20 protein-coding genes are annotated in these 26,689 nt (G+C 36.1%); 14 read left to right on the top strand and 6 right to left on the bottom strand.

Annotation, left to right across the window (positions count from 1 at the left end):
- Positions 1 to 6 precede the first annotated feature (6 nt).
- From OD90_RS04295 to OD90_RS04255, 9 genes are all read left to right on the top strand, one after another.
- Positions 7 to 771, top strand: coding sequence for a CsgE family curli-type amyloid fiber assembly protein (locus OD90_RS04295; protein ID WP_144667083.1), 765 nt, complete (start codon positions 7 to 9; stop codon positions 769 to 771).
- Between the two features lies 1 nt (position 772).
- Entirely contained in the window at positions 773 to 1,183 is a 411-nt protein-coding gene (locus tag OD90_RS04290; RefSeq protein WP_144667080.1) for a curli assembly protein CsgF, read from the top strand.
- Between the two features lie 10 nt (positions 1,184 to 1,193).
- Positions 1,194 to 2,609 (top strand): CsgG/HfaB family protein, encoded by a 1,416-nt coding sequence (locus OD90_RS04285; protein ID WP_144667077.1) that lies wholly within the window; start codon positions 1,194 to 1,196, stop codon positions 2,607 to 2,609.
- A gap of 11 nt (positions 2,610 to 2,620) precedes the next feature.
- On the top strand, positions 2,621 to 4,135 hold the full coding sequence (locus tag OD90_RS04280; protein ID WP_144667075.1) for a carboxypeptidase-like regulatory domain-containing protein: 1,515 nt from the start codon (positions 2,621 to 2,623) through the stop codon (positions 4,133 to 4,135).
- Positions 4,136 to 4,283: 148 nt separating this feature from the next.
- Positions 4,284 to 5,465, top strand: a complete 1,182-nt coding sequence (locus OD90_RS04275) for an AIR synthase related protein (RefSeq protein WP_144667072.1) — start codon at positions 4,284 to 4,286, stop codon at positions 5,463 to 5,465.
- A gap of 108 nt (positions 5,466 to 5,573) precedes the next feature.
- Positions 5,574 to 6,308, top strand: a complete 735-nt coding sequence (locus OD90_RS04270; protein WP_144667069.1) for a hypothetical protein — start codon at positions 5,574 to 5,576, stop codon at positions 6,306 to 6,308.
- A 121-nt stretch (positions 6,309 to 6,429) separates the two neighbouring features.
- Positions 6,430 to 7,509: a peptide chain release factor 1 gene (prfA, locus tag OD90_RS04265; RefSeq protein WP_144667066.1), complete on the top strand. Its 1,080-nt coding sequence runs from the start codon at positions 6,430 to 6,432 to the stop codon at positions 7,507 to 7,509.
- A gap of 80 nt (positions 7,510 to 7,589) precedes the next feature.
- Positions 7,590 to 8,411, top strand: coding sequence for an orotidine-5'-phosphate decarboxylase (gene pyrF / locus OD90_RS04260; protein ID WP_144667063.1), 822 nt, complete (start codon positions 7,590 to 7,592; stop codon positions 8,409 to 8,411).
- A 1-nt stretch (position 8,412) separates the two neighbouring features.
- Complete coding sequence (locus tag OD90_RS04255; RefSeq protein WP_144667060.1) at positions 8,413 to 9,198, top strand: ABC transporter substrate-binding protein; 786 nt, start codon at positions 8,413 to 8,415, stop codon at positions 9,196 to 9,198.
- On the opposite strand, the gene OD90_RS04250 is transcribed toward OD90_RS04255, so the two are convergent.
- Together OD90_RS04250 and OD90_RS04245 are read right to left on the bottom strand one after the other, a co-directional pair.
- On the bottom strand, positions 9,193 to 9,360 hold the full coding sequence (locus OD90_RS04250) for a Lacal_2735 family protein (RefSeq protein ID WP_144667057.1): 168 nt from the start codon (positions 9,358 to 9,360) through the stop codon (positions 9,193 to 9,195). The two genes, OD90_RS04255 and OD90_RS04250, sit on opposite strands and share 6 nt — an antisense overlap.
- 110 nt (positions 9,361 to 9,470) lie before the next feature.
- Positions 9,471 to 10,172: a DUF4197 domain-containing protein gene (locus OD90_RS04245; protein WP_144667055.1), complete on the bottom strand. Its 702-nt coding sequence runs from the start codon at positions 10,170 to 10,172 to the stop codon at positions 9,471 to 9,473.
- 266 nt (positions 10,173 to 10,438) lie between these two features.
- On the opposite strand from OD90_RS04245, the gene OD90_RS04240 reads away from it, so the two are divergent.
- Positions 10,439 to 13,867, top strand: coding sequence for a methylmalonyl-CoA mutase family protein (locus OD90_RS04240; RefSeq protein ID WP_144667051.1), 3,429 nt, complete (start codon positions 10,439 to 10,441; stop codon positions 13,865 to 13,867).
- Positions 13,868 to 13,994: 127 nt separating this feature from the next.
- Here OD90_RS04240 and OD90_RS04235 read toward each other — a convergent pair whose 3' ends face one another.
- On the bottom strand, positions 13,995 to 15,428 hold the full coding sequence (locus OD90_RS04235; protein ID WP_144667048.1) for a sodium:solute symporter: 1,434 nt from the start codon (positions 15,426 to 15,428) through the stop codon (positions 13,995 to 13,997).
- A 110-nt stretch (positions 15,429 to 15,538) separates the two neighbouring features.
- Positions 15,539 to 16,774, bottom strand: coding sequence for an ABC transporter permease (locus OD90_RS04230; RefSeq protein ID WP_144667045.1), 1,236 nt, complete (start codon positions 16,772 to 16,774; stop codon positions 15,539 to 15,541).
- 305 nt (positions 16,775 to 17,079) lie between these two features.
- On the opposite strand from OD90_RS04230, the gene hisS reads away from it, so the two are divergent.
- The 4 genes from hisS (at position 17,080) to OD90_RS04210 (ending at position 23,749) form a co-directional block, all read left to right on the top strand.
- On the top strand, positions 17,080 to 18,465 hold the full coding sequence (hisS, locus tag OD90_RS04225) for a histidine--tRNA ligase (RefSeq protein ID WP_144667042.1): 1,386 nt from the start codon (positions 17,080 to 17,082) through the stop codon (positions 18,463 to 18,465).
- Positions 18,466 to 18,501: 36 nt separating this feature from the next.
- Positions 18,502 to 20,934 carry a YfhO family protein gene (locus OD90_RS04220; RefSeq protein ID WP_144667039.1) on the top strand — a complete coding sequence of 811 codons (2,433 nt, stop codon included), beginning with the start codon at positions 18,502 to 18,504 and terminating at the stop codon, positions 20,932 to 20,934.
- A complete protein-coding gene (locus OD90_RS04215) occupies positions 20,931 to 22,220 on the top strand; it encodes a glycosyltransferase family 4 protein (RefSeq protein ID WP_144667037.1) in 1,290 nt (429 codons plus the stop codon). Before OD90_RS04220 ends, OD90_RS04215 begins: the two co-directional genes overlap by 4 nt.
- Before the next feature lie 77 nt (positions 22,221 to 22,297).
- A complete protein-coding gene (locus tag OD90_RS04210; RefSeq protein WP_409994632.1) occupies positions 22,298 to 23,749 on the top strand; it encodes a lipopolysaccharide biosynthesis protein in 1,452 nt (483 codons plus the stop codon).
- A 69-nt stretch (positions 23,750 to 23,818) separates the two neighbouring features.
- Here OD90_RS04210 and OD90_RS04205 read toward each other — a convergent pair whose 3' ends face one another.
- On the bottom strand, positions 23,819 to 24,469 hold the full coding sequence (locus OD90_RS04205; RefSeq protein ID WP_144667032.1) for a hypothetical protein: 651 nt from the start codon (positions 24,467 to 24,469) through the stop codon (positions 23,819 to 23,821).
- A 196-nt stretch (positions 24,470 to 24,665) separates the two neighbouring features.
- Positions 24,666 to 26,615, bottom strand: coding sequence for a DUF4139 domain-containing protein (locus OD90_RS04200; RefSeq protein WP_144667029.1), 1,950 nt, complete (start codon positions 26,613 to 26,615; stop codon positions 24,666 to 24,668).
- Positions 26,616 to 26,689 lie beyond the last annotated feature (74 nt).

Here is a 26,689-nt window from a genome sequence, read left to right as displayed (position 1 = left end):
AATATTTTGAATTACACAGGAAAAATAAGCTTCATAATATTCTTTTTCTCTTTAGGGATGCAGGCACAGTATTTTAATAAAGAAGTAGCTGCATCCGTAAGGATCGAGAGGAATAGTGAGTTTTTGAAGTTTTTTGCACTTGCAGAAAATAAGACCCCTGTAGATTTAGTACTCGAGTATGATTTTTTAATCTTTAAAACGCAGGAGGATGGTACTGTTAAGAAAGATAATGATAAACAGAGATTTACATTAAAAGCGTATGAGAAAAAAGTATTACAAACATTAGTTCTGGGAAATTCGGTAACAAATAAAACAACACTAGCGCTACTTATTTATGATAAAGATGGGAAACCATTAGGCAAAGACAGAATTGTTTTAGAGGAAGGAAGTCTTTCTGATATTACACAATTTATAGAAAGACCAGCTGCTTTCTATTCAAATGACCAATCAAAACCTCAAGATGGATTTATTATGGAGGGGTTGGTTCTGCAAAAAACTATTACTAAAGCAGGTAGAGATTTTCACAGGTATTTTTACACGCTTTATTTTAATAAATCGATAAAGTCTCCTAAAAACATACTTATAGAAGAAGTTCCTGGAAGGTCTCGAACAACACTTATAACAGTAAAGCTGGATAATACATTAATCTGGCAATTTTTCTCTCAACCTCAGCGAAAATTTTTAGAGAAACAAGCAGAGGCGGCTATAGGGAGATTAGTACAACAGTTACAATTATTAGCACAGCAAAATAAACAACTTATACAGTATTGATATGAGAAAATTAATTTTCTTAGTATTTGTTTTTGGAGTTTCCGCTTTCGCGAAAGCGCAACAATTTTCCTACAAACCTATTAGTCCATTTTTTGGCGGAGATACCTTTAATTATCAACAAATCATTACATCTGTTAATGTTCAAAACAGCCTTACTGCCCCTGTCAGTAAACAAGAGGGTTTATCAGAACTAGAGCAATTTGGTCAAGAACTTAATAGAAACTTACTCAATGCGATTGAGAGCCAGCTAAGTCAAGCGCAATTAAATGCCTTAAATATCACAGAAGAAGGCATATTCACATTCGGTTCTCTTAATGTTGAGGTTTTTGAAACCTTTGAAGGTTTAGTCATTAATATTCTAGATACTAATAATGGCGAAGAAACGCAGATCGTTGTTCCTAATTCGAATTAATCCAATTTTTATGAGAGTTTTTCTAAGGTTATCCTTAATGGCCAGCTTCCTATTGCTGTCTTCATGTGGGGCATATTTTAATCAAAAGTTTGATCAAAGTCCAGCAAGAGTTGGCGAATATTCAAAAAGTACCACAAAGTTACTTGACTTACCTGAGGCCTCTGCTCCAGTTGAGGTAGCTGTTTATAATTTTAGCGATCAAACAGGTCAGTTCAAAGCTATTGAAGGAGGGAGTACTTTTAGTACTGCAGTGACACAAGGAGGAACTACCATTCTCATAAAAGCACTAGAAGATTCAGGTTGGTTTAGGCCTATTGAGAGAGAGAATTTAAGCAACTTGTCTACTGAGCGTAATATCATACGTAATACAAAGCAGGAATATATAAAAAATTTGAATCCCAATGAACCTCCATTACCACCATTACTTTATGCGGGTCTAATACTAGAAGGAGGAATTGTATCATATGATACGAATATAGTTACGGGAGGACTAGGGGTGCGCTATTTTGGCGTAGGTGGATCTGCAAAATATCGCCAAGACAGAATTACTGTGTATTTAAGAGCTGTGTCGACAAGCAATGGTGAGATCCTAAAAACGGTTTATGTTTCAAAAACAATTTTATCACAGGCGCTAGACGCGAGCTTTTTTAGGTTTGTAAAATTCCAACGACTTCTGGAGGCAGAGACTGGAATCACTCAAAATGAACCTGTACAAATTGCAGTTAAAGATGCTATAGAAAGAGCAGTTCATGATTTGATTATGGAAGGGATTATTGATAAATATTGGGGCGCAAAGGAGGGTAATGAAGTAAACGAACAATTAGTTACAAATTATCTTAAAGAAAAAGAGCTCGAACAGGGTCAAGGTCTCTACAATCGGTTATATGTTGAGAATACTTCCAAGACCCATATCACTTTGAGTGGCGGAGTAAATCTAATCGACGGGGACCTCACTCCTCAAAAACCTGGTTTTATGAACAAGTTATCTATTGAGCAGCAACTTGCAGGTAAGTTTACTCTTGGCCTGTCAGGGAGTGTTTTTCAATTAAATAATGGAGATTCTTATTCCAATATAATGGGAAGCGTTGATTTAAATGCTCGTATTTTCTTGTTACCGAAAGATGATTTTGGTCCTTATATTTTTGGAGGACCAGGTATGGTAGTTGACTTAATTGATCATCCAGATGACGGATTAGGCTTTGGGATGACATTTCCTAAACTTCAATATGGCGTAGGACTACAATATAAATTTTCTCCTAAGTTGAGCTTTACAGCTTTTGCTGAGCATAATATTCTTTTAAACGATAATATAGACTTTATTGATCAAGGAAGACGTAATGATTTTTATTACAATTTTGGTTTTGGTTTGAGATATGGACTAAACTTTAAATCAAAGAAGAAAAAACTGAAACAAGAAAATAATTAAAAAAGAACATAATGAATAATTATAAATTTTTTTTTCTGGGATTAGTAATGTTAATAATTTCGGGATGTTCTGAAGATAGGATAGAGGCTGATACTTTCGGAAGTATCGCTGGTACTGTTACGGCAGAGACCACTGACGAGCCATTAAGCAATGTCAAGATTACCACTAGTCCTGCTAGTAACACTGTTTTTACAGATAGTGAAGGGCGATTTGAGATTTCTAATGTGTTAGTTGATAGTTATTCTGTGGAAGCAGAGCTTGATAGTTATACAACGGCATTTGAAGGTGTAGAGGTTTTAGAAGATATAACTTCTGATGTGGCTATAGAAATGAGACTTTCTGAAACAGATAATCAAGCCCCTTCTTCTCCAGAACTTATTTACCCAGAAGATGGTGCTACAAATGTGCTTCTTGAGGTAGAGTTTGCTTGGGATTCTGTAGATCCAGATGATGATGATCTTACCTATGTATTAGAGCTAAGAAATGGATCTACAAATGAAACAGAAGAATTTACAATTGTCTCAGATACAACCTATACAGTAAATAATTTAGTGCTTGCTACAAATTATTTCTGGCAGGTAATTGCTAAGGATGAGCTCAATGAACCTGTAAGCTCCCAAGTTAGTTCATTTACAACATTTGCTGCAGAAAATAATCCATTTTTATTTATCAAAAGAATAAATGGTAATAGCGTAATATTTTCTGGAGACGAGTCTGAAGATACTAATGAAGGAGTAGATGCAAATGTTCTCCAGCTTACAGATGAATCTAAAAATAGTTTTAGGCCAAAGCGAAATAATGATGTCTCCAAAATTGCTTTTCTAAGAACAATAGCGGGTGAAAATCAAATTTTTACAATGAACTTGTCTGGATCAGATGAGCAACAAATCACATCATCTGTGCCCGTTACAGGATTTCGTCAAGAAAGCATTCAATTTACATGGGCAGAAAGTGGGCAACGCTTTTACTACCCTAATTTTGACAAGCTTTATGCCATTAATAATGATGGTAGTGGGCTGGTTCAAATTTATCAAACAACTGATGGATCTTTAATATCAGACATCGCTGTTTCTTCACTAAATACAGATACAGTAATTCTAAAAACAAATGACGTAGATGGTTATAATGCTCGCATATTTGCAATTTCGTTAACGTCGGGACAAACACTATTTACCGTCTTAGAAAATCTTTCAGGAGCAGTATCTGGAATAGATGTGAGTGCAAATCTTGATAGGATTTTATACGCTAGAGATATCAGTGGTTCGGAAAATTCTAATTATAGAATATTCAATAGTAGAATTTATCAATATGACGTAAGTACTGGAATAGCTACCTTAGTAGAAACAGAAGTAGTCTCAGGTGAAAATGATTTGTTTCCAAGCTACTCACCAGATGAAGGGAGATTAATCCTCACACGTGTACTAAACAATCAAGGAGCTATACCGAGTATTTTTAGTGTTGTAATAGGAGAGGACGATGATGATAATGAACTTTTTACGGCGGCTCTTATGCCAGATTGGGAATAAGAGTATTACGAGTACGCTTTCGCGAAAGCGTACTAAAATCTTATAAAACATACCCATATTTTTACTTTAGATAAAGTCTACAACTTCTAAAACAGGAACTTTAGGTACCATTATTTAATTCCTATTTTTGCAGAACTAAAATATTGATATGAGCCAAGAAGTTTCAAAGAGATATGCGCAAAGAGGTGTTTCTGCAGGAAAAGAGGATGTACATAATGCAATCAAAAATGTAGATAAGGGCCTTTTTCCAAAGGCTTTTTGCAAAATTGTACCAGATGCACTTACAGGAGACGAGGAATATTGTCTTGTGATGCACGCTGATGGCGCTGGCACAAAATCTGCGCTGGCTTATATGTATTGGAAAGAGACAGGTGACCTATCTGTTTGGAAAGGAATTGCTCAAGATGCACTCATCATGAATATTGATGACTTGTTGTGTGTAGGAGCGACAGACCATATCATGTTGTCTTCAACAATAGGTCGTAATAAAAATGTCATTCCAGGAGAAGTTATTTCTGCAATTATTAATGGTTCTGAAGAACTACTTGCAGAGTTGAAATCTTATGGTGTAACTATTCACTCTACGGGTGGAGAAACGGCAGACGTAGGAGACTTAGTACGTACAATTATCGTGGATTCTACTGTCACAGCTCGTATCAAACGCTCAGACGTGATAGACAATGCAAATATAGCTCCAGGAGATGTCATTGTAGGGTTGTCTTCTTCTGGTCAGGCTTCTTATGAGACTGAATATAACGGCGGTATGGGAAGTAATGGCTTAACATCTGCTCGCCACGATGTTTTTGATAAGTACCTAGCAAAAAAATATCCAGAAAGTTATGATGCTGAAGTACCAGAAACATTAGTGTATAGTGGTTCAAAAAAGCTTACAGACGAAGTAGAGGGAAGCGTTTTAGATGCTGGGAAACTAGTGCTTTCTCCCACAAGAACGTATGCGCCAATTGTTAAAGAAATTTTATCTAAATATGATGCTAAGGATATTCACGGTATGGTACATTGTAGTGGGGGAGCTCAAACCAAGATTTTACATTTTATAGAGAACTTGCATATCATAAAAGACAATCTTTTTGAAACGCCACCTTTGTTTAAACTTATCCAGAAAGAAAGCAACACAGATTGGAAAGAAATGTACCAAGTTTTCAACATGGGACACCGTATGGAGATTTACTGTCCAGAAGCTATTGCAGATGATATCATAGCGATCTCAAATTCATATAATGTAGATGCTCAAGTAGTGGGAAGAGTTGCGTCTAGTTCTTCAGGTAAAAAAATTACAATTGAAAGCAATCATGGTACTTTCAAATATTAAAATTAGTAAACCCAAATAAATATTTCAAAACCAATTCTTATCATTTTACGTATATTTAGTTAGTTTGAGAAATTTTCAAAAATTTTAAAAAACAGCTGTCTAGAGTTTATGAAGAAAATTACATTAGGTAATATCTTTAAAGGGTTACCAATGCTCACAGGGCTTTTGATTATTTTAAATTTAGTAGCTTTTGCATTTACAGATCTACACACAGCACGGTATGTTAGATTAATTTCTTTAATGGTTTTTGTGGTGTTTTATATTTATAAAACTCAGTTTAAGAAAGGAATTATCTTATATATACTTGGTGTCTTTGTTTTGCGGGAGGTAACGCTACTCTTTTATGAAACAGAAGTAGGGCATGCGCTGTATCTCGTATTAGGAATTATCGTCTACGGTATTATAAGTTTTGAGCGAAAGGATGTTATAAAGAATTTGGTCTTTAATTTAAACTCACTACTAATCACAATTATTCTTGTTCTGGCAAACATCTATACGCTTTATGAATTGTCTGGAATGATACAAGAAAATTATATAGGACCTTTTGAACCCGTTCTATTTTATTTTTATGGCGGTTTTATGATCCTTTTAGGAGCAACAGCCATTATTTATAATCAGATATACAATAGCAACCGTTCATTGATGTACGTGTTTTTTGCGCTTTGCATTTTAACATCAGATGTTACTTCGTTATTTGCGTATTATTTTAATGTAGAATTTCTGTTTTATATGGAGCGAAGTGCATTTCTATTAAGTTTTGGCTTTTTTCTTTATACTGCTTTGGAAACCAATCAAGAATTGCAAGAAATAGAGCAGTATGAGATGATATCTTCTTCAAAATAGTGGTACGCTTTCGCGAAATATTTTAAAATTATAAATACGTTATCATCATTTTACTACACTAACGTAGATCTTTTTACCTCCATTAAATTATCGTAAATTCGCTCTATATTTAAGAAAGTAGATGTTAGAAAAATTACAAATAGTAAAACAGCGTTTTGATGAGATTAGTGATCTTATCATACAACCAGATATAATTTCAGATCAAAAGCGTTACGTCCAGCTTAACAAAGAATACAGTGATTTAAAGGCATTGATGGATGAACGTGAGACATATATTGAGCTCACAAATAATCTCCAAGAAGCCGAAGAGATTATAGCAGACGGTAGTGATGCAGAGATGGTCGAAATGGCAAAAATGCAATATGAAGAGGCAAAGACAGGAATACCTGAATTGGAAGAGAAAATAAGAATGATGCTTATTCCTAAGGATCCAGAAGATGCAAAGAATGTTGTCGTTGAGATACGCGCAGGAACTGGAGGGGATGAGGCGAGTATATTTGCTGGAGATCTATATAGAATGTATACTAAATATGTAGATTCTGTGCCCGGATGGAAACATAGTACCGTAGATTATTCTGAAGGTACATCCGGTGGTTTTAAAGAAATTCAATTTGAAATCACAGGTTCTGACGTTTATGGAACTATGAAGTTTGAAGCAGGTGTACATCGTGTGCAACGTGTACCTCAGACAGAAACACAAGGTCGTGTTCATACCAGTGCTGCTACCGTAATGGTTCTTCCGGAAGCTGAGGAGTTTGATGTGCAGATTGAAGCTAAAGACGTAAGAGTTGATTTCTTTTGTTCATCTGGACCTGGAGGGCAATCAGTAAATACGACGTATTCTGCTGTAAGATTAACACACATTCCTACTGGACTTGTAGCGCAATGTCAAGATCAAAAATCACAGCATAAGAATAAAGAAAAAGCGTTTAAAGTACTTCGTTCTAGACTCTATGATTTAGAACTCGCCAAAAAACAAGAAGAAGATGCTGCCAAGCGTAATTCTCAAGTAAGTAGTGGGGACAGAAGTGCAAAGATTAGGACGTATAATTACCCGCAAGGACGTGTTACAGATCACCGTATAGGTTTGACGTTGTACGATCTACAGAATATCGTAAATGGAGATATTCAGAAAATTCTTGATGAGTTGCGATTAGTTGAAAACACTGAGAAACTCAAATTTACGGAGGGAGAATTATAATTGAAGAAATCAGCATTCTACTACTTACGTTTTTAGATTGTGTATAAGCTGAAATTAAGAACCCATAAATCAAATAGCCTTTGGAAACAACATTCTTAATAGATCAAATAAAGCAAAAACAATCTTTTCTTATTGTTGGGTTAGATACAGATCTTGATAAAATTCCAAAGCACTTATTACAAGAGGAAGACCCCATCTTTTCTTTTAATAAAGCAATCATAGATGCCACCCACGACTTATGTGTTGGTTATAAACCTAATATTGCGTTTTATGAAGCCTATGGATTAATGGGGTGGAAGGCACTTGAAAAAACCATTAATTACATAAATGAGTTCTACCCAGAACAGTTTACCATAGCAGATGCAAAACGTGGAGATATTGGAAATACATCTAGTCGCTATGCGAAAGCTTTTTTTGAAGACTTAAACTTTGACTCTGTCACGATTGCACCCTATATGGGCAAAGATTCTGTAGAGCCTTTTCTTGAATTTACAGATAAACATACTATATTACTTGCACTTACTTCTAATAAAGGAGCATTTGATTTTCAAACAAAAAATATAGAGGGAAGAGAGCTCTATAAACATGTTATTGAGACTTCAAAATCGTATGCTAACAGTGAGCAATTAATGTATGTGGTTGGTGCTACAAAGGCTGAATATTTTACAGATATAAGAAAAATTATCCCAGAAGCTTTTCTTCTCGTTCCTGGAGTTGGAGCACAAGGCGGAAGTTTGCGTGAGGTTTGTAAATACGGTTTAACGAAGGATATAGGATTATTAATTAACTCTTCTAGAGGGATTATCTATAATTCACAAGAAGAAGATTTTGCTGTCGCAGCAAGAAATGTTGCTCAGCAAATCCAAGAAGAGATGCATGAGATATTGATAGAAAATTCATAAGGTGCAAATTATAGATCAACTAGGTCGTTCACTTTCAATAGACAAAATACCACTACGTATTGTCTCCTTAGTTCCAAGTCAAACAGAATTACTTGTTGATTTAGGGTTGTCAGATAGAATAGTGGGTATTACAAAATTTTGTGTGCATCCTAAAAACTTACGAAATGATAAAGTTATCGTAGGTGGAACTAAACAGGTTCATTATGATAAAATCATAGCCCTTGAGCCAGATATCATTCTTTGTAACAAAGAGGAGAACACGAAACAAATGGTTCTTGAGTTAAAAGAAATTACAATTGTACATGTTTCTAATGTGAGAACAGTCTCACAATCTTTAAATCTCATTATACAATATGGGGAGATTTTTAATGTAAGTAAAATTGCAAGCGATTTAGTAATAGAGATTAAGAGAAGTCGCAATAGTTTCAAGAATAAGGTTAATCTACTTCAAAAGAATAAAAAAGTAGGCTACTTGATATGGAAAGATCCAATGATGGTAGCAGGATCAGATACGTTTATTGATGATATGCTGAGGGAAATAGGTTTGGAAAATGCTTTTAAAGAGTATGATGGAAGATATCCAGTTATTCAATTAGAAAACATTAAAAATCTTGATTATGTTTTTTTATCCAGTGAGCCTTTTCCATTTAATTACAAACAGCTTGATTTTTTCCAAAAAAACACAACTGGGAAGGTTTTGCTAGTTGATGGCGAATATTTTTCTTGGTATGGTAGTAGATTACTTTTTACCTATGGCTATTTTGAAAAGCTTATATCTAAATTATAAGTGCAAGAACTTTAATTTTTGATCTAATTGTAGCGCTTCAAATGTAAGTACATCGCTACGCTCATGATCTGTATATTGCAAATTATAGGCTTCTTCTACCAGTTTACGGTGTTTTCGCTCCATATAGTTTCTTATTCGCTGATGTTTTGATATACTTGACATAATCGTTTAATAATTAGTTAGTTAAGTGTCTTCTAAAGTATAAAAAAAAATGAAACGATCAACATTTAATACGATAAAAATCAGACAATTAAGTAGGCTTAAATAAATACTTAATCTTGAAGTGAAAAAACGTTTCTTAAAAGATTTGTTGTACGGCTAGCAATGTTTGTGCGTATTTGTTTTTCTTCTACCGCAATCATTGTATATACACCGTCCAAGGCTTGTTGTGTTACATAATCCGTTAGGTCAGGATTCACATTGTTAGTTAATGGAATGGAATTATATCTATTGATTAGATTAGTCCAGATTTCGTCTGCACCTACTTTTGAAAAAGAATTTTTAATAACAGGATTAAATTTATCATAGAGCGCTGTTTGCGTTTTACCTTCCAGATAAACAGTTGCAGCATTGTCATTCCCAAAAAGAATATTCCGCACGTCGGTTATTGTTAGTTCTTTTACAGCATTCACAAAGATAGGTGTGGCTTCGCTCACCGCATCTTCAGCTGCACGATTAAGTGCTTTTATACCTTCATCTGCCAGACTACTTAAACCTATTTTTCTTAAAGCACTATCAACTTTTTGTAATTCAGCCGGCAATGCAATCTTTACCAGCTCATTTTTATAAAAACCATCTGTTGCAGTCAGTTTAGTTACTTGTTTATCTATCCCAAAATCCAGGGCTTGCTTTAACCCGTTACCTATAGTTGCGTTATCTATACCACCTTCTGTAGGTAAACTATTAACTACTTGTTGTAGTTCTGCACAAGAAGACAACATGACTAAAGCGAATACTGCAATAAATTTTTTCATAATAGAGATGATTAGATTTTATAAATATAGGGGATTAATACTCATAACATTTTCGCGAAAGCGTGAAAAAAAGCATAAATTTTATTAGATCATTTTGAAATATACTCAATTAAGTAATCTTAATTGGTACATATAGGACATCTAAATTGAGAATATTATAAGGAAGTACTGTTAGAAGTTTTAAAATTTGTCTAATCCTAAATGACACACCTTTTTTACTGATTATTACGTAAATTTACGGACAATAAAATCACGAATAATTACAGATGGAACAAGCCACTCCTTATACCCCAAAACATAAAGTACGTATCGTTACAGCCGCTTCTCTTTTTGATGGCCATGATGCTGCCATAAATATCATGCGCCGCATTATTCAAAGCACTGGTGTAGAGGTGATACACCTAGGTCACGACCGCTCTGTAGAAGAGGTGGTAAATACCGCAATACAAGAGGATGCAAATGCAATTGCGATGACCTCATACCAAGGAGGGCATAACGAATATTTTAAATATATGTATGACTTGTTACAAGAGAGAGATGCAGGTCATATTAAAATCTTCGGAGGAGGAGGAGGTGTGATTCTTCCAGAAGAAATCCAAGAATTAATGGACTATGGAATCACGCGCATCTACTCTCCAGATGACGGTCGTTCTATGGGATTACAGGGTATGATCAATGATCTGGTTCAACAATCTGATTATGCTATAGGAGATAAATTAGATGTTGATGCATCCCGCTTGCGCGAAAAAGTACCTACGCAAATCGCTAGAGTAATTTCTGCTGCCGAAAACTTTCCCGAAGTAGCCAAAAACACCCTAGATGAAATTCATACACTTAACGAGAAATCGCTCACACCAGTACTTGGAATTACAGGAACAGGAGGAGCCGGTAAGTCTTCCTTAGTAGATGAATTAGTACGTCGTTTCTTAGTTGATTTTCCAAAGAAAACCATAGGATTAATATCTGTAGATCCTTCAAAACGTAAAACGGGCGGAGCCTTACTTGGCGATCGTATTCGTATGAATGCTATCAATAATGAGCGTGTCTATATGCGTTCGCTGGCTACCAGACAGAGCAATCTTGCCTTATCAAAATACGTAGGCGAAGCCATAGAAGTTTTGAAAGCAGCAGAATTTGACTTGATTATATTAGAAACTTCAGGTATAGGGCAATCTGATACAGAGATTTTAGAGCATAGTGATGTGTCATTATACGTTATGACGCCAGAATTTGGTGCAGCTACACAGCTGGAGAAAATCGATATGCTTGATTTTGCAGATCTAGTTGCGATTAACAAATTTGATAAGCGAGGTTCACTGGATGCCTTAAGAGATGTGAAGAAACAATATATGCGTAACAACAATCTTTGGGATACACCCCAAGATGAGTTACCAGTATTTGGAACTATCGCTAGTCAATTCAATGACCCTGGAATGAATACGTTGTATAAGCGTATTATGGAGAAAGTGAATGACGCTACAACGGCAGATCTAAATAGTACATTTGAAATCAGCGAGGAAATGAGTGAGAAAATTTTCGTCATTCCTCCAGCACGTACAAGATACCTAAGTGAAATTGCAGAAAATAATAGGGGGTATGACGCTTTCGCGAAAGCGCAACAACAAACAGCGCAAACCCTTTACGGAATTTACAAAACCATCACTTCTATTACCAAACATGCTCCAAAGCTTGACAAAGCAGGGCTAGATCTTTCTGATATATCTCAAGATAATTTACAGGACGGCGATCAAGAATTGATCAAACTATTAGTGAGCCAGTTTGATAAAGTAAAAATGGATTTAGATCCTTATAACTGGGAAATAATTATCGGCTGGGAAGAAAAAGTAAATACATATAAAGAGCCTATTTACACATTTAAAGTACGTGATAAAGAGATTAAAATTCCTACACATAGCGAATCGCTATCTCACCTTCAAATTCCAAAAGTTGCATTACCTAAATATGAAGCTTGGGGAGATATTCTAATTTGGTGTTTACAAGAAAATGTACCGGGAGAGTTCCCATATGCCGCAGGACTTTATCCTTTTAAACGAACGGGAGAAGATCCTACACGTATGTTTGCCGGAGAGGGAGGACCAGAGCGTACAAATAAACGTTTTCACTATGTGAGTCTTGGATTGCCAGCAAAACGATTAAGTACTGCTTTTGATAGTGTTACTTTATATGGTAATGATCCAGGAAGAAGACCAGATATTTATGGTAAAATTGGAAACGCTGGGGTAAGTATTTGCTGTTTGGACGATGCTAAGAAGTTATATTCTGGCTTTGATTTGAGCCATGCGATGACTTCGGTTAGTATGACCATAAACGGACCAGCTCCTATGTTATTAGGTTTCTTTATGAATGCTGCAATTGACCAAAATTGTGAGAAGTACATCAAAGAAAATGAACTAGAGACAGAGGTTGAAAATAAAATCAAAGAAATTTATAAAGGGAAGACACGCCCAGCATACCAAGGTGATTTACCAGAAGGGAACGATGGCCTTGGATTAATGCTTCTTGGTGTTACTGGAGATCAAGTATTACCAGCAGATGTCTATAATAGAATTAAAGTAGAAACACTTACGCAAGTGCGAGGTACCGTTCAAGCCGATATTCTTAAAGAGGATCAAGCACAAAATACCTGTATTTTCTCAACAGAATTTGCACTGCGTTTAATGGGAGATGTACAGGAGTATTTTATCACACAAAAGGTGCGTAATTTTTATTCAGTTTCTATTTCTGGATACCATATTGCAGAGGCAGGCGCAAATCCAATCACACAATTAGCACTTACGCTTTCAAACGGATTTACCTATGTGGAGTACTACCTAAGCCGTGGGATGGATATCAATAAATTTGGTCCTAACTTATCGTTCTTTTTCTCAAACGGTATCGATCCAGAATATGCGGTGATAGGTCGTGTGGCTCGTAAAATTTGGGCAAAAGCTTTGAAGGAAAAGTATAAAGCAAATCCGAGAGCGCAAATGTTGAAGTATCACATACAGACGTCAGGACGTAGTTTGCATGCACAGGAAATTGATTTTAACGACATACGTACTACTTTACAAGCACTATATGCCATTTACGATAACTGTAATTCGTTACATACAAATGCCTACGATGAGGCCATTACAACACCTACAGAAGATAGTGTACGTAGAGCCATGGCTATACAACTTATTATCAATAAGGAATTAGGTCTTACGAAGAATGAGAATCCATTACAAGGTTCATTTATTATCGAAGAGCTTACAGATTTAGTTGAAGAAGCAGTTCTATTAGAATTTGATAGAATAACAGAGCGTGGTGGTGTATTAGGTGCCATGGAAACCATGTATCAACGTTCAAAAATACAGGAGGAAAGCTTGTATTATGAAACACTCAAACATAATGGTGATTTCCCGATTATTGGTGTAAATACGTTCTTGAGCAGTAAAGGAAGTCCAACCGTTAGACCTGCAGAAGTTATTCGTGCAACGGAAGAAGAAAAGCAATATCAAATTGAGATGCTAGAAAACCTCCACGAAGCACAAGCAGAAAAGATAGATCAGTCAATCAAGAATATTCAAAATGCTGCAATTCAAAACGAGAATATCTTTGAGCATTTAATGGAAGCGACGAAGTATTGTTCACTAGGACAGATCACAAATGCACTCTTTGAAGTAGGAGGGCAGTACCGACGTAATATGTAACAATGTTTTGATACTATACAGAATAAAAGCCAGCTCACGCTGGCTTTTTTATTTAAGAGGATATTGTCTTTGGGAAATTTTAAACATTGACATCACGCTTTCGCGAAAGCGTAATAACTCCTATCCATTACCTTTTTATTAGTAAGAGTCCTAAGAAGGTGAGTGCACCATTTAAAATCAAAATAAAGAAACCGAATTCAAACCCCACCGTTGCAGACCATACACTGATAACGTAAGCGAGTATAGGTGATGCAATAGCAATTACAGGAACGAGTTTGTCCTTTACTTGCCAGTTTGTAAATAGCCCAAAACTGTATAAACCTAACAACGGACCGTAGGTATATCCGGCAAACGTAAAAAGTTTTGCAATGACGGTAGCATCGGCAATGACGTATTTGAATATGATGATTACTAGTACTAATACTATAGACATGATGATATGAATGCGCTTTCGAACGACTACTTGTTTCACAGCATCGTACTTTTTTTCAATCTCTAAAATGTCAATACTGAAGGAAGTCGTAAGGGAAGTAAGCGCACTATCGGCACTAGAGTAAGCTGCGGCTATAAGACCTAGTAAAAATACGATGGCTAGTCCAATACCTAAACCGCCATTTACAGCTATAGTAGGGAACAGCTCGTCTCTTTGTGCATCAATACCATTTTGAGATGCATAGACCGTGAGGAGTAATCCCAAACCTAGAAACACAAGATTAACAATGGTCAATACGATGGTGAACCAAAACATATTTTTCTGCGCATCTCCTAAATTTCGGCAGGTCAAGTTTTTTTGCATCATATCTTGATCAAGACCTGTCATTACTATCGAAATAAAAGCACCAGATAAAAATTGTTTTACAAAGTGATCACCACTTTTCCAGTCGTCAAAAAAGAAAATTTGACTCATCTCACTTGAAGAAATTAGATCAATAGCGGCTGCAGCATTAAGTCCCATCTCATCACTTACAAAGTAAATTGCCACCCCAACAGCGATAAGCATAAAAAGGGTTTGCAGCGTATCTGTCCAAACAATCGTTTTTATACCTGCCTTAAATGTATATAGCCAAATTAACAAAATAGTTATGGTAACCGTTACCGCAAATGGAACGCCCATTTCATCAAAAACGAGAAGTTGTAAGACATTTGCTACAAGATATAATCTAAAACTAGCCCCAATGATGCGGCTCAACAAAAAGAAAGAGGCCCCTGTTTTGTAAGAATATGAACCAAAGCGCCCTTCTAGATACGTATAAATTGAAGTTAGGTTTAATTTATAATAAAGAGGTAACAGTACTAAGCCTATAACTGCATAACCCACGGTATATCCAAGTACCACTTGAAAGTAGCTAAAGCTAGATTCTTCTATCCAACCTGGTACGGAAATGAAAGTCACTCCAGATAAGGAGGCTCCTATCATTCCAAAAGCAACTAGATACCAAGGAGATTGCTTACCTGCTTTAAAAAAGTCTGTGTTTGAATCACCTTTACCAGTAAGGTAACTGATAAGCATCAAGATGCCAAAATAACCTGCAATAAGTAATAAGATATAGATAGGCTGCATATTCGTGTTTTAGTTCCCACGAATATAAAGTTTTATTCAGTCATCTAAATCGTTGTACTATAAATTGTAACCACTTATGGTTAAGAATTCTTTAAGCGAAATGAATTAAATTACTCGTATCTGAGTGATTCCACAGGATCTAATTTTGCCGCTTTGATTGCTGGAAAGAAACCAGAAAATATAGCAATAATAAAAGTGATAATCGTAGCGGCTATAATAGCACCCCAAGGAGTTGTGAAGTTGAATTCTGCTACCATAGAGACCAGTGCACCTACAGAAATACCAAGCACAATACCTAGAATACCACCTAATTGACCCACAATGATTGCTTCATATAAAAACTGTGCTGCAATAGTAGACTTTTTTGCGCCCAACGCTTTTCGTACGCCAATTTCCCGAGTACGCTCTGTCACAGAAACTAGCATAATATTCATTAATGCAATACAGGATCCAAAGATGGTAATGATACTTATCACCCAAGCGGCTACGTTTAAAACACCTGTAATTTCTGAAATTTGATTGATTAAATCATCACTACGACCTATACCAAAGTTATTTGCCTCAACTGGAGATAGGCCGCGAATATTCCTAAATGTGAGGATAGCTTCCTCTTCGGCGCTATCAAGATATTCAGCATCTTCTACCATCACGCTTACATTGTAATTGATATTAGGCTGTGTAAATAAAGTTCGGGCAACTTGAATAGGAATCAACACTCTTAAATCCTGATTGTTTCCAAAAGTGGCACCTTTTTCCTCCAGAATACCAATTACATTAAACTTTGTACCTCTTATACTTATGGTCTTACCAATAGGATTATCTTCTGTAAAGAGGTTCTTATAAAAATCACTTCCTAAAACACACACGCGTGTATTATTACTGATGTCAAAAGAAGTAAAGTTTCGACCTTTGTCAAGTTTTAAACCAGAATTTGTAAGAAAGTTTTCATTAACTCCAAGAACAGAAACTTCAGGATCTGTTTTATCACTCTCATACTTTACTTCTGCCGTACGGGTTCCTTGAAAAGAAACCGCCGTCTGTGCTGTAGGGTAGTTGTACTGATCTGTAAATTCCTTTACTTGCCGATACCCAATGACAGGATTAATAACACGTTTTTCATCAGATCTTCTCGCTCTAAACTCGTACTGCTGTAAATTAAATGTATTACTTCCCATGCTCGCAAAGTCAGAGCTTATGGTGTTTTCTAAGGCTTTTACAAGACTTAGAATCCCAACCAAGGCAGTAATTCCAATAGCAATTATAAAAACGGTAAGTATGGTGCGCAGCAGCTGACTTCTAATACTGTCAAAAGCAATACGGAGATTCTCTCTAAAAAATGAAAACATACATTCTATATTCTACTCGCCGAGAAAATTACTCAGCAAATGGTTGGCTCAATTTACAATAAGACTACAAACTGATCAAAAAGTTACCAAACTTGAAGAGAAATTCTTTCGTCGCTTCATTTTTTAAGATATTTGCTACTGAATCATTAGGTTCACGTATAGGTTCTAGAAAACTTCAAATTGTTTTTGTGTGCCTACATTTTAATTAGAAGTTTCACGCTTTCGCGAAAGCAAAAAAATAAAGTCAATAATTGACATATTGATATAATATCAGTAGAGTTAGTTTTGACTCACCAGTTATATTTATGAGTACAAAGCCAAGTATCCCAAAAGGAACTCGAGATTTTTCACCAGTAGAGGTTGCAAAACGCACATATATAATGAATACCATACGCAGTAACTTTCAGCTTTTTGGTTTTCAACCCATCGAGACGCCTAGCTTTGAGAATAGTGACACCCTAATGGGAAAGTATGGTGAAGAAGGAGATAGGCTTATCTTTAAAATATTAAACAGCGGTGATTATTTGCGTAAAGTGAAAGATGACGCTTTCGCGAAAGCAGACTCCACAGCGCTCACACCACAAATTTCTGAAAAAGCCTTGCGTTATGACTTGACTGTACCTTTCGCACGTTATGTCGTACAGCATCAAAATGATATTGTATTTCCGTTTAAGAGATTTCAAATTCAGCCAGTTTGGCGAGCAGATCGCCCACAAAAAGGTCGTTTTAGAGAATTTTATCAATGTGATGCCGATGTGGTAGGGAGTGCATCTTTATGGCAAGAAGTAGAGTTTGTACAACTCTATGATGCCGTTTTCACAGCGCTAAAGCTAGACGGAGTTACTATTAAAATGAATAATCGTAAAATTTTATCAGGTATAGCAGAGGTTATCGGTGCTAGTGATAAACTTATTGATTTTACAGTTGCTTTGGATAAGCTAGATAAAATAGGAGCAGATGGCGTTACAAAAGAAATGCTCGAGAAGGGAATTACCCAAGAGGCGATTGATACGGTAAGTCCTTTATTTACCTTATCGGGAAGCTTCGGAGATCAATTAGATACCCTTAAAAATTTATTGGCATCTTCAGAAACTGGTACAGAAGGTATTGAAGAATTATTATTCATTAATAATGAGATTACCAACCTCGGTTTAGAAACAGCAACATTACAACTAGATGTAACTCTAGCTCGCGGACTTAATTACTACACTGGAGCTATATTTGAAGTTGCTGCTCCAGAAGGGGTGAAGATGGGAAGCATAGGTGGCGGCGGACGTTATGCAGACTTAACAGGTATTTTTGGACTTAAAGATATGAGTGGCGTTGGTATTTCATTTGGCTTAGATCGTATCTACCTTGTTTTAGAAGAACTAAATCTCTTCCCAGAGGAAACTACAGAGGGTGTAAAAGCCTTTTTTGTCAACTTTGGTAACGAAGAAGCAGCGTATGCTATGCAGGCCATCACTTCACTGCGCAAAAACGGAATTTCTTCAGAATTATATCCCGATCCTGTGACCAGCAATAAACAGATGAAAAAGCAAATGACCTATGCAAATCGTCGCAATATTCCGTTCTTAATTTTAGCAGGTAAGGAAGAAATGGATGCCGGAACATTTACATTAAAAAATATGGCAGAAGGTTCGCAAGAGACCGTAACGCTCGAGCAACTACAAGAAATTTTAGCCAAATAATACGTTTGTAATATTACATTCCAAATCATATCATAGATGAATAAGATAGATTTTAAAAAAGTACTACCACACCTTTTAGTAATTTTAGGTTTTATTGTAGTTGCCTTGCTCTACTTTAGTCCTGTACTTTCTGGTAAACGTATTTATCAAAATGATATCAAGCTGTATGAAGGAATGGCAAAGCAGCATCGTGACTTTAGAGAAGCGACAGGTGAAGAGACTTTCTGGACTAATAGTGCCTTTGGAGGGATGCCTACCTATCAAATGGGAGCCTATTTCCCCTACGATTTCATGGATTCATTAGATCGTGCGATACGATTTTTGCCACGTCCGGCAGATTATCTTTTTCTCTATTTTATTTCCTTTTATGTTTTAATGCTCGTGATGCGAGTACCATGGAAACTAGCCACTGTAGGCGCACTAGCTTTTGGACTATCAACCTATCTTATTATAATTATAGGGGTAGGGCATAATTCTAAAGTTCATGCTATTGGTTATTTTCCGCTAGTTTTATCTGGAATTTTACTCACCTTTCAAAAAAGGTATTTGTGGGGATTTTTACTCACCGCAATAGCGATGGGTCTGGAAATTCAGGCAAATCATTATCAGATGACCTATTATTTAGGTTTGCTCTGTATCATTATAGGTATCGCTTTTCTCATAGACGCTGTTAAACGTAAAGAATTACCACATTTCTTTAAGTCTGTAGGCCTTCTCGTAATCGCTGTAATCTTAGGCGTTGCCACAAATGCATCTACCATTCTTGCTACCGCAGAATATGCAAAAACGAGTGTACGGGGTGAGCAGTTATTAAAGGACGAGCTGGCAATGGACGCTCCAGATGATGGATTAGATTATGATTATATCACACAATGGAGTTATGGCAAGTTAGAATCTCTTAATCTTATCGCACCTAAATTCATGGGAACAGGCACCGCAGCCGATCTAGGTAGGGAGTCCGCTTTCGCGAAAAAGTTAAAAGAACTCAATGTCTTACCTAATGAAATAAACTATTACGCACAGGGTACAAGATTATATTGGGGAGAGCAGCCTTTTGTAGAGGCGCCACCTTACCTTGGAGTTACCGTATTTGTATTAGCACTACTTGGATTATTACTTATAAATGGACGTTTACGTTGGTGGTTGCTCGCGGGAATGCTATTTTCTCTCATCTTAAGTTGGGGAAAAAATGCCGATGGTATCACTCGTTTCTTTGTGGAATATGTGCCACTTTATAATAAATTTAGAGCCGTTACCAGTATTCAAGTACTGCTGGAATTACTATTACCTATAGCCGCAATTATCGGGTTACATAGGTTTTTTAATGACCGCCTAGCAGCTTCTGAAAGAACTAAAAAATTATTTATAGCAATTGGGACTGTGGCAGGACTGCTCGTGATACTTTACCTTTTCAGCGGTAGTTTATTTAATCTAAGATCTACTGCCGAAGCTCAAATGGCTGTACAGCAACCAGAAATATTAGATGCGATTAAAGAAGACAGGCTTACAATTTTAAAAAGTGATGTTTTAAGATCATTACTCTTTGTCTTGATGGTAGGCGTCGTATTATGGCTAAGTATAAAAGAAAAGTTTTCTCACAACCTTACCATTATTACTATTGGAGCCTTAATTGTATTCGATCTTGTAGGTGTAGACCGTAGGTCTGTAAATGAAGATAATTTTATTACCGAAAGACAATACCAACAAAACTTTCAAGCTACCGAGATTGATAAGCAAATCATGGAAGATGAGAGCTATTTTCGTGTGATTGATCTTGCAAGAGGGTTTTCAAACTCACACACGTCGTATTATTTCAATTCGCTTAACGGTTACTCTGCAGTGCAACCACGTAGGATGGATGATTTGTATTACAAGCAAATCGCACCAGGAAATATTGAAGTACTTAATATGTATAACGTTAAATACATATTACAGGAAACTGAGCAAGGAATGGCGTTAAATGAAAATCCAGACGCAAATGGTCCAGCTTGGTTTGTAAACGAAATACAGTACGTACGAGACTATACGGCAGAATTTGCCGCTTTGGAAAAAGTAGATACTAAAAACACTGTACTCCTTAGAGAAACCTATCGAGATGTGTTGGGTAATTTTCAACCACAGCGAGACAGTACCGCTGTTGTACAAGTACAAGACGTACAACCCAATAAAATTGTGTATCAAGTAGAAAACAGCAAAGACGGCTTTATAGTTTTTGCAGAAAATTATTACGAAAACGGTTGGATAGCGACAATTGACGGAGTGGAGAGCGAGATCTATTCTGTGAATTATGCTTTGCGTGGTCTTAAAGTGCCTGCAGGTACTCACGAGATCGTGATGTCTTTTGAGCCACAAGTTGTGCAAACGGGAGGTAGTATTATGTTAGGAAGCAGTATTCTATTATTGCTATTAATTGTCGGGGGTGTTTTTTATACCTTTAAAAGTAGCAAGGCAGAAGAACAAACTCTGTGAGAGATAAAAAGGTTTTAATTATCGCTTATTATTGGCCGCCTGCTGGTGGACCAGGCGTACAGCGTTGGTTAAAATTTGTAAAGTATCTCCCAGAATTCGGGTATGAGCCTATAGTTTATGTTCCAGAGAATCCCAGTTATCCAATCGTAGATCAGAGTCTTATTACAGAAATACCTGCGGAAGTAACAGTCGTCAAGCGACCCATTAAGGAACCTTATGGATGGGCGAGTACGCTTTCGCGAAAGCGTACCAAAACTATTTCATCAGGCATAGTACCTAAGCAGAAAAAACAATCACTTTTAGAAAAACTAATGCTCTTTGTACGAGGGAATTTTTTTATTCCAGATGCTAGAGTAGGTTGGGTACAACCTTCAATTACATTTTTAAAAAAATACATCGCCGAGCATCAAATTGAGGCGATCATAACTACTGGACCACCACACAGCCTTCATTTGATAGGCAAAGGATTAAAGGATTGGCAACCGACATTAAAGTGGTATGCAGATTTTAGGGATCCTTGGACTACGATAGGTTATCATGATAAGCTAAAGATGACCACCAAAACAAAAGCGACTCATAAACGTCTAGAAAGCGAAGTTTTGAATATAGCCGATCATGTAATTGTGACTAGTCCAGGTACTCAAAAAGAGTTTGGTCATCTCACCTCAAAACCCATCACAGTACTAACAAACGGTTATGACGATAGACCACCGGCCAACCATAAGAAAAATTCAAAATTTACCCTCGCGCACATAGGGTCTTTGTTATCTGATAGAAACCCGCAAGTTTTATGGAAAGTTTTAGGAGCGTTGTGCGATGAAAATGCTGATTTCAAAAAGAATGTATCTCTCCAATTAGTAGGTAAAGTAAGCTCAGAAATTATAGTGAGTATTCAAGAAGCTGGACTGGAATCTATTTTAGATTTGAAGGGATACGTTTCCCACCAAAAAGCTCAGCAATATCAAGTACATGCCAGTGCTTTAGTACTTATTGAAATCAACGAAGAGCATACGAAGGGAATTATTGCCGGAAAAATATTTGAATACCTTGCTGCCCAGCGTCCTATTATTGCCATAGGTCCAAGAGGCGCAGATATAGAGCATATTTTAAAAACCACTGAAGCAGGTATTTTTGTAGATTATGATGGTTTTCAAAAGCTCAAGATTGAGATTTTAGAACTTTATACAAATTGGCTTCAAGGTAATGAGACCTATAATGGTCGTGGTATTGAAAAGTACCATCGGCGTGAGATTACTAAAGCGCTTGCGCAATTGTTAACTCAATAGCAACTATTTTGATTAACTATTTTCAAAACATAATTTTTTAAGTGGGTATCGTTATAAAACAGTCTTTCCAAAATTTAATGACAACCTATACTGGGTTTGCGTTAGGTGCGATTAATACACTGTTTCTCTTTGTAAACTTCATGGAGGATACCTATTATGGACTTGTAAGTTTTATTTTATCTACCGCCTTTATCCTTGTTCCATTTCTGGCATTTGGCGTGCATAATACCTTAGTAAAATTTTATTCCTCTTTTAAAAATGCAGATCAAGATCAGTTTTTGTGGTATATGTTACTATTACCGCTAGTTATAATAGTACCTGCGACTTTTATAACCCTGTTCCTGCTTGATCAGATTGCTTCGTTTCTATCAACGAAAAATGAAATTGTAGGTAATTATGTGTGGTATATATTCAGTATTGCTGTTGCAACAGCCTACTTTGAGGTTTTTTATGCCTGGTCAAAAGTCCAACTCAAAAGCACGTTTGGTAATTTTTTGAAAGAAGTGTTTCATCGATTAGGCGTCACGGTGTTATTAATTTTACTTGCTTTTTCCAGCATTACGGTAGATATATTCATCATTTTATTGGTTGGAATTTATGTTTTACGTACACTGGTGATGGCTCTATATGCACTGAGGTTACGTATGCCTGCTGCTATCGTTTCGCGAAAGCGCTCTCATATTTCACATTTTAAGAAAGATCGTGTAAAAATTATCAAATATTCGGCGCTTATTATTATAGCCGGATCTGTGGCCACATTGCTTATTGATATCGATAAATTCATGATTGGGAAGTTTATAGAGATTGAGAAAGTTGCTTACTATTCCGTTGCCATATATATTGCTACTGTGATAGGTGTTCCTGCCAGGGCTATGCACCAAATAACCTATCCTATGGTGGCCAGTATGCTTAACAATAAGGAGCAAGTGGCTATGCGCAATCTTTACAAAAAAAGCAGTCTCACATTACTCATCATTTCTGGCTTATTGTTACTCTTAATTGTTTGTAATATCAAGAGCTTATACCTCATGCTCGGCCCAGCCTATGCAACCGGCTTGTATGTGGTAATTTTAATAAGTGCGTCAAAGTTATTTGACAATAGTCTAGGCGTTAACAACGCCATAGTTTTTTACAGTGATTACTATAGAATTGTTTTGGTTATTGGAGTTGTGGCAGTTATAGTAGCTATTATTCTCAATTTACTTCTAATTCCATTAATGGGAATGAATGGTGCGGGAATTGCCACGCTTATCGCTACGGTAGGTTATTCTGCGGCTAAATTATTGGTTGTTCAGCTTAAATTTAAAATGCAACCATTTACTAAAGCTTCGGCGAGTGCTTTACTGCTTATTGGGTTGCTTTTTTTACTATTTTACTTTTGGGATTTTAATTTCCATCCGCTCATATCCATTGCGGTAAAAAGTACCATACTATCACTGCTTTATGCGGTCACCGTTTATAAGCTTCAACTTTCAGAAGATATAACTAAAATGATGGACAAGGTTTTGAACGCTTTCGCGAAAGCGTAATGACAAAAAACCCCGGTCTTGTTGGGCACAGACCAGGGCTTTTATAAAAAACCAACCAAGGCTTTTCAATTAGTCATCATAACGACGACTTTTATTTTTTTTGTACTTCTTATTCTTCTTGTGAGAATTTTTTCCGTACCATTTTTTTCCTCTTTTATTATAATCCCAATCTGAGATATAGCCGTCATTATAAGCTCTTCTGTTTTTGAAGTTTCTGTGTGCATTACGACCTCGGTTATTATGTACGTAACCGATTAAATCTACGAGTCTACCTCTACGATTATATATAAGTTCCATACCACCCACTCGGGTAAGAAGACCGTTGTTATATCTAAGTCTTACAGAACCTATTTGATTTACTTCTCCAAAACGGTTGTAACTAATATGATTGCGGCCTACTTTAGAAATATCTCCGTAATAATCATAACGAATAAAACGGTTATAGTTATTTCTGTACGAAACTCCGTAGGCGTGACCTGGAGCATTAAAACCTACATTTCTTCTTCCTTGATTACGATTTTGAAAACGTGGTCCTACAAGAGCAAAATCAAATTGCCCGTTTGCAAAAACTACAAATTCTACACCGCGCTCTACAAAAGTGATTGCTTGTGGTTGATTGTAACGTATCCCTGTTCTTGTGTTGTGATCGAGATCCGTCACTGTGTTTGCTTGTGCAGTTATTCCACCTAGGAACAATACTGCGAGTAATAGCTTTTTCATAATTAAAAGTATTAGGGTTTGTACGTTACCGACTTTCGGTCTACGCTTGTTAACCTTCTTTCAACTAGCGTGCCAAAAATAAAAAAGCCCCGTTAGGGGCTGTTATCACTGGGAAAATTAATTTTAATTATGCTCTTGTGCTCTAATTTAATGAACTAATTGAATTGACAATTTTCATATTAAGACTATTTATTTATCACAAATTTATTTTTTTATCCTTATTGTATTTAACCTCGTAACTAATATTTTTTATGATGGAATTAGAAGGTGCAACCGTAAGGTTCCATTTAATTATACCTGTTTCTTTGCTATATATTCCATCTCCTGTAACTATCTCATCGATCTTGATCTCTTTATTTTGGGAGATAGGTATACGATCTTCCATGAGAAGTGTAATCGCTTTGCTTTTATTATTCTTAAGCGTTATCGAATAAGCCATATGTACCATACGCTGCGAACCTATAAACGACGTAGATTTAAAATTATCTAATTGTTTACGCTTAACAATAATATTAGGGTCTACACCAAGTGAAACAGAAAGCTCTTCTGTAGTCTCTAAAGGATTAATAAATGTTTTACCAGAAAAGCTACCATTAAAATAGATATTAGCATCACCAGGTAATAAGCTATACCTTACCCAATCTTTAATAGTCGCCGTAAGAAATACATTTTCATTGATGATAGGTGCCAAATAATATTCATAAGTAGCAGGTACTGTAAAGTGATCTATTTCCATCACTGTCACATCTCCATCACTTTCAATTGTATATTTCTCTTTAATTTCAAATGTTGTGTTAGTGATCCCTTCTGTTTTTATATCTCCAGTGGCAGTTTCTTTATTTATACTTGAAGTTCCTCTAATTAACTGATTTGATAAGGATTCCGATTTGATAGTACTTACCGCATATCCCAAAGCTTTTTTTTCTCTTTTAATTCCTTGAGCAGTTACTATGACTTCTTCTAATGAACTATCAATTTCAAGGTTTGTATTAATAACACTTGCATGAATTGGTATTTGTTTAGTGGCAAAACCTACAAAAGAGAAAGCTAGTTGTTCTCCCCGTTCTACACGTAAACTATATTTACCATCAAAATCCGTTTGCGTACCGTTAGATGTTCCTACAACCATAACATTAGCTCCCGGTAAAGGTTGTCCATTTTCAGTCACAATACCAGAGATGGATGTAATGTTAGGATTGTATTTATAATTGTAAGCTTTGGTAGGTTTATGAACATTCTTATAATAATGATTTACAAACTTAAGATACTTTGTATCTAAAACAGGTTTAAGATTATTTGTATTGGGATCACCTGTAGATAGCACTAAATTTACGTCTTCCCATTGTATACCAGTTTGTTGGTATACGTAGGCTTTATAAGATAATTCAAGTGGCAAATCAGTACTTTTAGTTCTTAAATCATATTCTGGGTACCAACCAGCTTCATTCACCTGATATTTAATGTGCAAATCCAGCGTTTGTGCTGTTTTACTACTAAGCTTTAATGTAATTTGTCCTTTGCTCTTTTCTTCAGTAACATTAAACTCTTGGAATTGTTTTTTGATATTAGCAACATTTCTTTGAAGCAACTGCTTTTTCAGTTCTATGTCTAATAACTCATTTCTAATTTCTGTGATTCTATTTCTATAGTAATTAGAAAGTGTTTTTATATTAGTGAGATCTGTAGCCGTCTTGTCAGACCCAAGTTTTTGGTTTGTACTAAGTACTTCCTCCTCCTTTCTCAAACCAGATTGTACATTTTCTAGTTTTAAAACTTGCGTTTGAAGACTTTGCATAGCAGTTTGTAGACTGTCTATTTTGTTAAGGTTTAAGTGCTCTGTAAGGTAGTTTATTCCAAAATTAATAGATAATATAGAGGAACTACCTAGTCCAGATACTTGAATACTATTCTCGTCAATATCACTAGATAAATTATCTAAAACAATACTGTTTGTACCAGGTTGAACCTTTAAGGTCGCCTTCCTTTCAATTTGAGCACCTCGTAGAAATACAGTTACTTTTGAAATAGAAGAGGCCGTAGTTTTAGGAGGGTAGGGATAGTTCGCTTTCGCGAAAGCAAAAGAGGTTGTAGTAGCAGCCAGGCTATACAGTGAAAATAGTAGTAGAAGGTGTAGCGTTTTTATCATAACATAAATTTTAAGTTGACGAAATATAGCGTCAATTAAAATCGAGTCAAATAACAAATGAGGGAACAACGCAC

The sequence above is a fragment of the Dokdonia sp. Hel_I_53 genome, from assembly GCF_007827465.1.
Classification (GTDB): Bacteria; Bacteroidota; Bacteroidia; order Flavobacteriales; family Flavobacteriaceae; genus Dokdonia.
The sequence above is the reverse complement of the archived record's forward strand: the minus strand, read 5'-3'. Positions and strand labels throughout refer to the sequence as shown.